Annotated in this window: 7 protein-coding genes and 3 pseudogenes; 5 read left to right on the top strand and 5 right to left on the bottom strand. The window is 64.6% G+C overall.

Annotated elements, in window-relative coordinates:
- Both IE209_RS33940 and IE209_RS20485 read left to right on the top strand, forming a co-directional pair.
- Window positions 1–173: pseudogene (locus IE209_RS33940) on the top strand (IS3 family transposase); the annotation flags it as partial.
- Window positions 174–241: 68 nt separating this feature from the next.
- Window positions 242–634: pseudogene (locus IE209_RS20485) on the top strand (transposase); the annotation flags it as partial.
- A 390-nt stretch (window positions 635–1024) separates the two neighbouring features.
- On the opposite strand, the gene IE209_RS20480 reads toward IE209_RS20485, so the two are convergent.
- The 4 genes from IE209_RS20480 to IE209_RS20465 all read right to left on the bottom strand — a co-directional run bounded on the left by IE209_RS20480 (window position 1025) and on the right by IE209_RS20465 (window position 5845).
- A complete protein-coding gene (locus tag IE209_RS20480; protein WP_189688759.1) occupies window positions 1025–2929 on the bottom strand; it encodes a pentapeptide repeat-containing protein in 1905 nt (634 codons plus the stop codon).
- Window positions 2926–3444, bottom strand: a complete 519-nt coding sequence (locus IE209_RS20475; protein ID WP_189688758.1) for a hypothetical protein — start codon at window positions 3442–3444, stop codon at window positions 2926–2928. The genes IE209_RS20480 and IE209_RS20475 overlap by 4 nt, the downstream gene beginning before the upstream one ends.
- A gap of 212 nt (window positions 3445–3656) precedes the next feature.
- Window positions 3657–4631: a tripartite tricarboxylate transporter substrate binding protein gene (locus tag IE209_RS20470; RefSeq protein ID WP_189688757.1), complete on the bottom strand. Its 975-nt coding sequence runs from the start codon at window positions 4629–4631 to the stop codon at window positions 3657–3659.
- A gap of 23 nt (window positions 4632–4654) precedes the next feature.
- Window positions 4655–5845 carry a CaiB/BaiF CoA transferase family protein gene (locus IE209_RS20465; protein ID WP_189688756.1) on the bottom strand — a complete coding sequence of 397 codons (1191 nt, stop codon included), beginning with the start codon at window positions 5843–5845 and terminating at the stop codon, window positions 4655–4657.
- 1878 nt (window positions 5846–7723) lie between these two features.
- Here IE209_RS20465 and IE209_RS20460 point away from each other — a divergent pair.
- Window positions 7724–8245, top strand: a pseudogene (locus tag IE209_RS20460) (CoA transferase); the annotation flags it as partial.
- Window positions 8246–8270: 25 nt separating this feature from the next.
- Window positions 8271–9239 (top strand): tripartite tricarboxylate transporter substrate binding protein, encoded by a 969-nt coding sequence (locus IE209_RS20455; RefSeq protein WP_189688754.1) that lies wholly within the window; start codon window positions 8271–8273, stop codon window positions 9237–9239.
- 225 nt (window positions 9240–9464) lie between these two features.
- Here IE209_RS20455 and IE209_RS20450 read toward each other — a convergent pair whose 3' ends face one another.
- Window positions 9465–10829 (bottom strand): class II 3-deoxy-7-phosphoheptulonate synthase, encoded by a 1365-nt coding sequence (locus IE209_RS20450; protein WP_189688753.1) that lies wholly within the window; start codon window positions 10827–10829, stop codon window positions 9465–9467.
- A 104-nt stretch (window positions 10830–10933) separates the two neighbouring features.
- On the opposite strand from IE209_RS20450, the gene IE209_RS20445 reads away from it, so the two are divergent.
- Window positions 10934–11632 carry an SDR family NAD(P)-dependent oxidoreductase gene (locus tag IE209_RS20445; protein ID WP_189688752.1) on the top strand — a complete coding sequence of 233 codons (699 nt, stop codon included), beginning with the start codon at window positions 10934–10936 and terminating at the stop codon, window positions 11630–11632.
- Window positions 11633–11680: the final 48 nt, after the last annotated feature.

Below are 11680 nucleotides of genomic sequence, written 5' to 3'. Positions count from 1 at the left end.
CGACAACGCGGCAATTGAGAGCTTCTTCGGCACCCTGAAGGCCGAGTACTTTCATCTCGAGAAGCCCGACAGCATTGATGCGCTTGAAACGGGCGTGCATTTACGTCCACTACTACAACCACGAGCGCATCAAGCTCGGTTTGCAGGGGTCAGTCCGGTGGCGTACCGATTGAGAAGCACCGCCTGAACGGCGGCATCGTGACCGTCCAACTTCTGGGGGTCAGTTCAAAACCGGGGCGGTTCAGTGGCTGACAAAACCGAGGTCTACGCGCCTGTGCCCCATGCCAGGGCGGCCAAAGGCAAAGGACAGGGTGACGACGAGGATCCGCCCGCACCGGGTAGCCAGTTCCAACCCAAGGCCGGCGACAGCGAAGCTGTGGCGCAGTGGCGCCAGCGCATGGGCACCGATGCGGCCCGAGCGATCTACAAGGACAGGGCGGCCACGGCCGAGTGCGTGAACGCGCAAGCGCGCAACCGCGGCTTGCTGCGCATGCCGGTGCGCGGGCTGGGCAAGGTCAAGTGCGTGGCCTGGTGGTATGCGCTGGCACACAACCTGATGAGGACGGCCGCGCTGGCGCCGCAACTCATCGGTTGGGGCACTGGTGCGTCTGCAGCGGCAGCCGGCCTGGCCTGAAGGCGTTGCGCCGCACAGCGCAGAGCACCGTACAGCCACGATCGGTGGCCTTCACGCCCAACGCCAACAGCATCTACCACTGTGTGTATGCTCACTGCACACTGGCGTTCGCCACCACTGCAGGCAGCGGTGGCGTCTTGCTGCTCCAGAATCGAAAAACTCTCAGGCTCTCAGACGATGGATGCGGCGAAGGTGGTCGTGCTACGCCGAAGCTGGGATGGCCCCACCGAAGGCATCCGATGCGCTATCCGATTGGTGCCTAGCTCGGCCATCGAAGAGCGGTACGAGAACTGAAAGCCGCTGAGCGGCTGGCCTGGTCGGGAGCAGGTACGGGCTCCTTAGACCCACAGCATCTGGAGGATCCAGCTTCGCGTTGCCAAACCCTGTTGCTTAAGCGTACAGCGCTGCGTGCCGCCCGAACTGACTGTCCATCCCCAGATTTCCGTTGTTTGCCAAGACGTATCGAACGGTTTGTTCGCCAACAGCGAAGTGGACTGCTGCGTCCTCCACCGCGGAGTCTGAATGATCGCCGTTGAGGAAGCTTAGCAAACGGTCTGCAGGGCACAAAAACTCGGCGGCGAACGCTCGTTGAAACTTCTGACGCGCTGTTATCAGATCGGTCGAAGCTAGCCACTTATGCTGCCCTTCGGTATGGACCAAGTCGCCCAAGAACCGCGCCATCTCGAATCGCTGAGGATTAGGATGGGTCTTTCGCGGGACAAACCGAACCTGCCCCTGGGACAGTGGCACACCGACGGATGATGTGCGGGAGGTGCTCGGTTCCCAACTTTGCGAACTGTGAACGCCCAGCAGGTCAAGGAGCGATCGATCGGAAACCTTGTCTGCGACGACCCCTGATTGGCGGCGCAGCTCCTGTGCAGCGGCGACTGCACGGACCCAGGGACGATCGTCCGCTCCGACGGCCTTCGAAGTCAACCGAGGCAGATTCGGCTTTCCTAGAAGGCCTGGCGCCTCTCGCAGTTGAGCGAGATGGGCTAGCGACTCGCCGCCTCCGAAGCGCCCGTACAAAGGCGCCAGCTCGGCCAACGCGTCGCTGCCAATGCTCTCGCGAAAATTGAGAACTTCTTCGATGAAATCGCGCGGCGCTTCTCTCACGTCGTAACCCATAGCCGCTTCCATCTTTCGATACCGCGTGGCAATCGGGTCGTGCCGTTCGCCTACGACAGAGTCCCAAAGCGTCCTCAGATCAGTTCCGCGATGTGCTCGGCCCTCCAGTCGGTTCAAGACGTTCGAAACGAAGGAGTCCAGGCTTGATTCAAACGAACCCAAGCGAAGAGACTGTCTGGCCCTTGTCAGGAATCGAATGGGCCGGTCGATGTCATCTTCCTCCGCGCTGGCTGAGATCTGCATCGTTTCGGTGTCGGAAGCGAAAACCACCTGCGGCCAAAGAAAACCTTCGCCGGCTGCGACCATCTCATGGCTATTTCGCCACCCCTGAGGCGGCTGGGCATTGAACAGTTTGGGCAGCGGCTCCCAAACAAGTCGCCACCATGACTTGGCCAGCCACATCGCCAGAGGATAAGCGGACACCTCAATGTGCTCTTGGATCGAACTCGCCGCGATGTCTTCGTTGCGTGTCAAGACGGCCCGGCCAAGTTTGATCGTCAGGGCGCAATCGGTGTAGCCGATGGGTGCTCCGCGTTGCTTTTCGCCATCGATCCAATCCGATAGGATTTGAAAAAACGCAGCCGAGCTGGGCCGTCCCGCAGGCTCGGGTACAAGCCTATCCCCAGTCAAGGACTGTGATTTAACAGCATCGTAGTCTGCTCCGAAGGCTCCGTTAAAGGACGCGCTCGTCAAACACGCGCCTTCAAAGAAGTTTCCATCAAGTTTGCAACGGTCGAGCACAGCGCAGGAAAAATCGGAGTACATGAAAAAGCTTTTTGATAGCCGCGATCCGCGGAAATCAGCTTTTCGGGCATCCACCGGCGAAGCTTGGCTTTGATAAAAAACCGTTTCGTTGAGAGATGCACCGTTCAATCGGCAATACTGCAGCCAAGCTCCAGTGAAGTTGCATCCAGAAAGGTCGGCACCGTCGAGCGCGGTGTAACTAAGGTCGCCGTTCGTGAAGTCTCGTCCTGCGAGCGGCGCGTCACGAAGATCGAATAGTTCAATGTCCCTTCCCTCAAACGACACACGAATTTTCTCGATTTCCGGTGGAAACGCCTTTCGCCCTTTGATGGCTCCGGAGACTTTCTCCACAAGAGCCTCAGGCCACCGCGCACGTGGTCTTGCAGCCCCTCCGTTGACCACCTCGGTGGAATATGTGTTCATGAGCAACTCCAATCAGTGCACCACTCGACCACCAGTCCTGACCGCCCTTGCAGCACTTGCCCAACCTTGGTAATGAAACGACAGGGTACACGAGCTGGAATGGCCGTCTCGTTTTCCTGCATCAGCGGCCTTCTAAAACCACCTCTTCCATTGGGTATCCTTAAATCGAGCAGTGAATTCAACTCGTAACCACGAAAGCCGCACACTTCATAAACCCAGCCGTGTTCGGCTGCCCATTCGGCGGCCGACTGGTGTGGGAAAGCAGGATATGCCGGAAAAGGAACCGTGCCTCGGAATGCCGAGCGCTCCGTGTCCCACTGCGGTGGAGGCTCGACATGAAGCAGAAGATCCAGCACGTCCCCGCGACGGGGAAGGCCCAATTCCCGGCGAGCATCGTCCGGCGCCACCTTGGATGTGCCATGGTAAGCACGCTCGAGGTAATGAGATTCGACCACTTCGGAGGAGCCTATCAAGGCGCTCAAATACCCTGGGATGTTTTCGAGTGTCTCAATCAACAGCCAAACCTGTATGCATGAGTTAGGGCTCTGTAGGAGTACGCGATTCTGAGAAGGCGCCTCGGGGCAGCGCCTGACCGATTTTAGCCGCTAGCTGTGGGCGTAAGTGATTGGCGCGGACACACGAAGGTTCAAAGTCGATGTGTCAGCCGGTGCCGGAGGCGCCGGCGCGCGAAGCTGGCATTTCCGAACGTCTAGAGGACGCAACGCGTTCACTCCAGCACAACCTTGGCTTTCTTGGCCAGCTCCGCGTAGCGCGCAGCCTCGCTGCGGAAGAACCTGGCCGCCTCCTCGGGCGAGGTCGGCCGGATCACGTTGCCCTGCCTGGCCATGGCCTCGACCACCTCGGGGCTGGCGAAGCCGCGCACGAAGGCGTCGTGCACGCGCCTGACCTCGGCCTCGGCCAGCTTCGCAGGGCCAATGACTGCGACCCAGCCCTCCACGTCGTAGTTCGGCAGGCCCTGCTCCGCGATCGTCGGGATCTCGGGCGCGGCCGGCGAGCGCTGCGCGCCGCACAGGCCGATGGCCTTGACCATGCCGCTCTTGATGTGGGCCTGGATGGCCGGCAGTGCGACCACGCCGAACTGCACCTGGCCGCCCAGCAGGTCGTTGACCATGGGGCCCGTGCCCTTGTACGGGATGTGGCGCACGCGCAGCCCGGCCTGCTCGACGAACATCTCGCCGGCCAGGTGGATGATGGTGCCGTTGCCCGAGGAGGCGTAGTTCAGCGCGTCCGGCTGGGCCTTGGCCAGCGCCACGAGCTCCTTGACGTTGCTTGCCGCCACACCTTTGCCGGCCACCAGCACCAGCGGCGTGGCACCAATCACGCTGATGGGCGTGAAGTCGGCGATCGCGTCGAACGGCATCTTCTTGTAGACGGCCGGGTTGATCACGTGGTTGTTCGACACCATGCCCAAGGTCAGGCCATCCGGCGCGGCCTTGGCCACCACCGCGGCGCCGGTGATGCCGCCCGCCCCCGGCAGGTTCTCGACCACCAGTGGTGCGCCCAGCGCCTTGCCCACGGCCGCCGAGGCGGCGCGCGCGATGACGTCCACGCCGGAGCCGGCGCTGATGGGCAGGATCAGCCGCACAGGCTTGTCGTTCTGGGCCAGGGCCGGCAGCGCCACCGCGGCGCCGGCGGCCAGCAGGCCGCGGCGGCGGATCAAGATTCGGGTCGGTGTGTTCATCGTCTGTCTCCGTTGTTGGATTCTCAGTGGGTGGCGTGCTGCTGCCGCAGGGCCCCCAGGATCTCGTCGGTGTGTTCGCCCACCTTGGGCAGCGGCATGCGCACGCCGGGGCGGCGCCCGCCCAGGGTCAGCGGCAGCAGCACCACCTCGGTCGTGCCGCCGTCGTCGGTGGCCATGGGCACGAGGCCGCCGCTCTGCTTGAGGTGCGGATCGTCGCAGAGCTGCTCGGGCCGCACGATGGGCGCATACGGGATGCCAGCGGCCTCGAGCCGCGGCGTGAGTTCTTCGACCCGGTGCTGCGCGAGGATCTCGCCCAGCACGGCCAGCAGCTGCGGGCGCACCGCCACGCGCGAAGCGTTGTCGCGAAAGCCCGGAACCTGCAGCAGCTCTTCACGCCCCAGCACCTGGCACAGCGTGGCGAACTGCTTGTCGCTGACGGCGCCGATGAACAGCTGCGCGCCGCCCGCCAGCGTGAACACGTCGTACACGCTCCAGGCCGACACGCGCGACGGCATGGGCGGCGGGGCCTCGCCCGTCATGAGGTACTGCTGCATGTGCTGGGAGGCGAGGAAGACGCAGTTCTCAAAGAGCGCGCTTTGCACCTCCTGTCCGCGGCCGGTGCGGTCGCGTTCGCGCAGCGCGGCCAGCACGCCGATGGCGCCGAACATGCCGCCCATAATGTCGTTGACGCTCGTGCCAGCGCGCAGGGGCCGGCCGGCCGGCCCGGTCATGTACGAGAGGCCGCCCATCATTTGCACGACTTCGTCGAGGGCGAGGCGGTGCTCGTACGGGCCGGGCAGGAAGCCTTTGTGGGTGACGTAGATGAGTTTCGGGAAACGCTCGGACAGCGTGGCGTGGTCCAGACCGAGCTTCTCCATGAGCCCCGGGCGGAAGTTCTCGAGCACGACGTCGCACTGGCCGGCCAGCTCGGCGGCGGTGTCCCGGCCTTCTTCGCTGGTGATGTCCAGCACGATGCTTTTCTTGTTTCGGTTGAAGCTGCGAAAGAACCCGATGCCCAGGCCGGGCAGCTTGCGGGTTTTGTCGCCGCCGGGTGGCTCGACCTTGATGACTTCGGCTCCGAGGTCCGCGAGGATCATGCCGCAGGTGGGGCCCATGACCATGTGGGTGAACTCGAGCACGCGGATGCCGGTGAGCGGGAGCGATGTGGGCGAGGGCGGGGCGACGACCGCTGATGGCGGCGTGGGGGATGGCATGCGTGCTCCTTCGTTGTCGGGATGTCGCCGCGGGCCGGCTGGCCAGAGCTGACGGTGGACGGGACTTTAGGCATGCCAGGTGCGGAGGTGAAGCGATGTTTTGGCTGCTCAGCGCTTCCCTTTGGGAATGGCTGAGCTCATCTTTTGGGACTTGGCTTTGGTCGCTTTTTCGGTCCTACGGAGCATGCCTCCACACGGCCAACTGATTCTTCATCGCACTGCGGAAGAAATTTAGTTGCAGCGAGGGCGTTCCCGCTGATCTGCGCAGCGAGTGGGGATACTTTGCTTCCGTGGCCCGCTTGGGCTGGCCGTTTGTTGTCTCGTTTGGTACGACGTTGCTTGAATGGATATTTCTAATAGCTACACAAGTTGGGTGTTCTCGGCTGTCGCGTTGCTAATCGCATTGCCCTTTGTATTCATTGTGATCACCCATTACGTGTTTCCAGGCAAGCGCGATGGAAAACAAAAATACCCCTTTCGCGGCGCAATGAAAGACGGGCAGTTGCTTTGGCCCTCGGCCACGTTGTCTATTTCTGCATTTTTGACATCAAGGCATCGAGCGCACTTCCAGTGCTATCAGGCCGCTTTTACTTTGTTTTTGTCTGTTTACTTGTTTACTCCTGTCTTCTGATAATGATTTGTACTTTGGCCTCGTTGGATCGTGACGCGGATTCAGGGGGTGGCAGGATTCTGAACCGTCTGCCAGACGAAGGAGAAATAATCAAGCAGTCGCAATTTCTCTTGGTGGGGGGAATTGGTTGCTATGCCGTCTTAAGGAGCATAATATAAGCTGCTACGCACTCTGATGGCGAGGTAAGTGGTGGAGAAGCTATTTCGGGATTTTGTTAATTTTTGCCCCGACAGGATGAGTGTCCTGTTTTACGTGATGGTCGTAGGCAGTTGGGCGCTGGCGATGATTTTTTTCGTCATTCACTGGTACAAAGTGCTGTCCGCGTGAGCGTCGCGTCTGTTCCTCGATTGCTTTGCGTCCATTCCGGCCGAACGTGTTGCCCCCTTCGCCGAAGGCTTGGTCGGCGCAAGGAGAATTGTGGCCTCCCGACATGCTCTATTAGGCCACGGTGGCCGATGGGATAGCACAGTAGTAGAGGCTTGTGCGAATGCTTGAGACTGTGGCCCTTATCTTGCGCCTCTCGTGGGAGTGGGATAAAAATTTTTGATTTGGATCGGCGAAGATTGTCGTAAAGCTTGATGGTGGTGCGGGTCTGTCATCTGAATGGGCGATACGGGTAACTTTGCCAAGGAACGCTTCGTTGTATCAAAAATTGATTCAATTTTCGAGCGCGCGAGGATGAGCCGACGAATTCGACCACATGAGATGCCGTAGGTGCACCCGATCCACTTGTTCCGGAACGCTTATTCCAAGGCTGAAACAGCGGAGCATGTTGTGGTTCATGTCATCAAGTTGGGTTGCATTTTGATTGTGCTCACGCTCCGAAAACGGATCGTTTTTTCCCACAAGCACTCCGCGTGATCGCTTATCGCTGCAAAGACAGACTTTAGCCGATGAATTTCGCGAAAATCGGCGTGTTGCGGACCTCGGGGCTTGATCCGGCGCTTTTTTTGAGCGGTGATGAACGTTGACATCCAGTCGCCATGAAAAATCTGGAAATTCTTCGCTCAAAACGCCCGCGAACTTGCGAAAGCGGCAATCTTTGGTCGTTTGGTGGACCAATTCCGTTCTAAACTGCTCGGAGGCTCATTAAAAATTCAACTACCTGCGCGCTTTCGCAAGTTGGGAAGCGTTTGGATTTAGGTTTGCGAAGTTTCACTCGCGATTGGTTGAATCGTGGGCGGTTTCGAGGTCGGAAACGCGCAAACTTGGGGGCGGTTGCGGTTCATTTGGCGTCGGGGATCGCGCAACTTGACATGACGGGCGAACCGCCGCCGCCCATGCCCGCGCGCGTGTCGGCCTGGAGCGTGTACGACGTGTTCACGCTGGCGGCTGGCGCGCAACTGTTCATCGGCGCCGTCAGCGACAAGCAGTTCGCCACGCTGTGCCAGGTGCTGGAGCGCGAAGAACTGCTGCAGGTGCCGGACTTTCGCGACAACGCTGCGCGCGTGGCGGTGCGCCCGCAGCTGCTGGCCCTGCTGGGCGAAATCCTGGCGCAGCACCGGGTCGAGGACCTTGCGCCGCGGCTCGAAGCCGCGGGCATCCCGTATGCGCCCATCGTGCGGCCCGAGCAGCTCTGTGACGATCCGCACCTGCGGCAAAGCGGCGGCCTGGTGCCCATGGCCACCGACGACGGCGGCACGACCGAGGTGGTGCTGCTGCCGCTGACGCTGGGCGGGCGCCGCCCCGGCGTGCGCATGCCGCTGCCCAAGGTGGGCGAGCACACCGACGCAATCCTGGGCGCGCTGCAGCAGGCCGCCGCCCACTGAAACAATCCATCCACGGAGACACACGATGCACAACCCGATCTCGATCCGTCGTCGCGGCCTGCTGGCCGCCGCCGCCGCGCTGGCCCTGCCGGCCTTCGCCCAGGGCGACAAGCCCGTGCGGCTGGTCCTGCCCATCAGCGCCGGCTCGGGCGTGGACGTGATCGCCCGCGCGGCCTCGGTGGCCGTGGGCAAGGCGCTGGGTGCGCCGCTGGTGGTGGAGAACCTGCCGGGCGCGGGCGGCATCACGGGCGCCGCGGTGGTGGCCAAGGCCGCGCCCGACGGGCTCACGCTGGGGCTGGTCTCCAACAACCACGTGATCAACCCGGCGGTCTACAAGAAGATGCCGTTCGATGCGATCGCCGACTTCACCCCCATCAGCGTGATCGGCGCCACGCCGCTGGTGCTGGTGGCCGGCAAGGGCGTGGCGGCCAGCAACGTCAAGGAGCTCGTGGCGTTGGCCAAGGCCCAGCCGGACGCGCTGAACTACGCCTCCTCGGGCAACGGCACCATCATCCACCTGGCCGGCGAGATGTTCGTCGAGCAGGCCGGGCTACGCGTGCGCCATGTGCCCTACAAGGGCACGGGCGCCATGGTCAACGACCTGCTGGGCGGCCAGGTGCAGTTCGGCGTGGTCGCGCTGCCGGCCATCCAGGCCCACATCAAGAGCGGCATGGTCAAGGCCATCGGCCTGTGCGGCGCGCAGCGCTCGCCGGCCGCGCCCGAGATCCCGACCATCGCCGAGCAGGGCCTGCCGGACTACGACGTGGAAGGCTGGTTCGCCGTGGTCGGCCCGGCCCGGATGCCGGCGGCCGAGGTCCGGCGCGTGCACGATGCCTTCGTCCGGGGCTTTGCCAGCCCCGAGGTGGCCGAGGCGATGGCCAAGCAGGGCAACCTGATCCGCCCGACCTCGCCCGAGGAGGCGGCGAAGTTCTTCCGCAGCGAGGCCGCGCGCTATGCGGCACTCGCGAGGAAGGCCAACGTGTCGCTCGACTGACTCAGAACGTGTGAATGAACCGATCGCGCCCACGACGGGTCGCGGCGGGCCGCAGGCGTAGGCACGGGCCGCAGCCCGGGCTCGTGCCCGGGCAAGGACCGCAACGCCCGCATGCGGCCTGGCGCGCCCCGGCCCGAAGGGCGAGGCCCCTGGCGCGACGGTCATGATGGAAACAGGTGCTCATTGGGGACCTCGCGTGGGTGTGAGCGGTTCGTTCACACGTTCTCAGCGCCCGGCCCGCGCGGCCTTCAGCACGTCGGCGATCTGGAAGGCCAGCTCCAGGCTTTGCGAGCCGTTCAGGCGCGGGTCGCAGGCGGTGCGGTAGCGGTCGCCCAGGCCGGCGTCGGTCAGCGCCTGCGCGCCGCCGCGGCACTCGGTCACGTCCTGGCCCGTCATCTCGAAGTGCAGGCCGCCGGCGTAGGTGCCCTCCTGGGCGTGCGCCGCGAAGAAGCCGCGCATCTCGGTGAGGATGCGCCCGAAGTCGCGCGTCTTGTAGCCGTTGGAGGCCGTCACGGTGTTGCCGTGCATGGGGTCGCAGCACCACACCGGCGTGCGGCCGGCGCGGCGCACCGCGCGCAGCAGCGGCGGCAGCCGCTCGGCCACCTTGTCGCTGCCCATGCGGCTGATCAGCACGGTGCGCCCGGGCGTCTGGTCCGGGTCCAGCCGGTCCAGCAGGCGCAGCACGTCGTCGGCCACGGCGCCGGGGCCGAGCTTGACGCCCACCGGGTTGTCGATGCCGCGCAGGTACTCGATGTGGGCGCCGTCCAGCTGGCGCGTGCGCTCGCCCAGCCACAGCATGTGGGCCGAGCCGCCGTACCAGCGGCCGCTGCGCGCGTCGTGCCGCGTGAGCGCCTGCTCGTAGTGCAGGTGCAGCGCCTCGTGCGAGGTGTAGAACTCCACCGCATGCAGCTGCGGCGTGCGCGCGGCGTCGAAGCCGCAGGCCTCCATGAAGGCCAGCGATTCGGTGATGCGGTCGGCCAGTTCGGCGAAGCGCTCGCCCTGCGGGCTGGTGCGCACGAAGTCGGCCGTCCAGCGGTGCACCTCGTGCAGGTCGGCGAAGCCGCCCTGGGCCAGCGCGCGCAGCTGGTTCAGCGTGGTGGTGGAGTGGGCGTAGGCCGTCAGCAGCCGGGCCGGGTCGGGCGCGCGGGCCGCGGCGTCGAAGGCGCTGCCGTTGACGATGTCGCCGCGGTAGGAGGGCAGGGTGCAGCCGTCCACGGTCTCGGTTTCCGAGGAGCGCGGCTTGGCGAACTGCCCGGCGATGCGGCCGAGCTTGACCACCGGGCAGGCGGCGGCGTAGGTGAGCACCACCGCCATCTGCAGGATCACGCGGAAGGTGGATTCCACGGCGTCCTGGCCGATCTCGTCGAAGCTCTCGGCGCAATCGCCGCCCTGCAGCAGGAAGGCCTCGCCGCGCGCCACGGCCGCGAGCCGCGTGCGCAGCTGCGCGATCTCGCCCGGAAAGATCAGCGCCGGCGAGGTAGCCAGGCGCTGCTCGGCGGCGCGCAGGGCGTTCGCGTCCGCATAGGCGGGCAGTTGCAGGGCCGGGCGCGCACGCCAGGAGGAAGGGGTCCAGTTGCCAAGGTCTTGCATGGCGCGAGCTTATGCGCTTTGCGGGCCGTTGCAGGGGGGGCCGAGCGACACTGGCGCCTTCGCGGCTGCGGCCGCACCACGACCACCTGCACAGGAGCATCGCCATGGCCAGCACCCCCGCCCGCACCATCCTCATCACCGGCGCCGCCGGCCACCTGGGCCGCGCCGCGGCCGCCCGCGCACGCGCCCAGGGCGCGCGCCTGCTGCTGCTGGACCGCGATGCCGCGGCGCTGCAGCGTGCTTACGGAGACGACCAGGGCCTGCTGGCCGCCGACCTGCTGGACCGCGCGCAGCTGGCCCAGGCGCTGGCGCCGCAGATCGCGCGGCTGGGGCGCATCGACACGCTGCTGCACATCGCGGGCGGCTTCCGCATGGGCGAGGCCGTGCACGAGACCTCGGCCGGCAACTGGGACTTCCTGATGGACCTCAACGCGCGCAGCCTCGTCAACGTGGCGGCCGTGCTGGTGCCGCACCTGCTCGCACAGGGCGGCGGCCGCATCGTGACCGTGGGCGCGGGCGCGGCGCTCAGGGGCGGGGCGCAGATGGGCGCCTACGCGGCGTCCAAGAGCGCGCTGATCCGGCTCACAGAATCCATGTCGGCCGAGCTGCGGCACCAGGGTGTGAACGTCAACTGCGTGCTGCCCTCCATCATCGACACGCCGGACAACCGCGCCGCGATGCCCGAGGCCGATGCCACGCAGTGGGTGCACCCGGACGCGCTGGCCGACGTGATGCTGTTCCTGGCCTCGGACGCCGCGCGCGCCGTGCACGGCGCGGCGGTGCCGGTCAGCGGGCTGGTCTGAAGGCCGTGGCCGCGCGATTCCTGCAGACGGCGGCGTGGGTTTGCAGAA

It is taken from the genome of Pseudorhodoferax aquiterrae (assembly GCF_014652235.1).
GTDB lineage: Bacteria > Pseudomonadota > Gammaproteobacteria > Burkholderiales > Burkholderiaceae_C > Pseudorhodoferax > Pseudorhodoferax aquiterrae.
Note: the sequence above shows the minus strand (reverse complement) of the source record. Positions and strands in the feature narration are given on the sequence as shown.

Coding starts and splice junctions, on each gene's coding strand:
- IE209_RS20465 (WP_189688756.1), bottom strand. CDS start 5,845: ATGCCATCCCCCACGCCGCCATCAGCGGTCGTCGCCCCGCCCTCGCCC.
- IE209_RS20455 (WP_189688754.1), top strand. CDS start 8,271: ATGCACAACCCGATCTCGATCCGTCGTCGCGGCCTGCTGGCCGCCGCC.
- IE209_RS20480 (WP_189688759.1), bottom strand. CDS start 2,929: ATGAACACATATTCCACCGAGGTGGTCAACGGAGGGGCTGCAAGACCA.
- IE209_RS20445 (WP_189688752.1), top strand. CDS start 10,934: ATGGCCAGCACCCCCGCCCGCACCATCCTCATCACCGGCGCCGCCGGC.
- IE209_RS20470 (WP_189688757.1), bottom strand. CDS start 4,631: ATGAACACACCGACCCGAATCTTGATCCGCCGCCGCGGCCTGCTGGCC.
- IE209_RS20450 (WP_189688753.1), bottom strand. CDS start 10,829: ATGCAAGACCTTGGCAACTGGACCCCTTCCTCCTGGCGTGCGCGCCCG.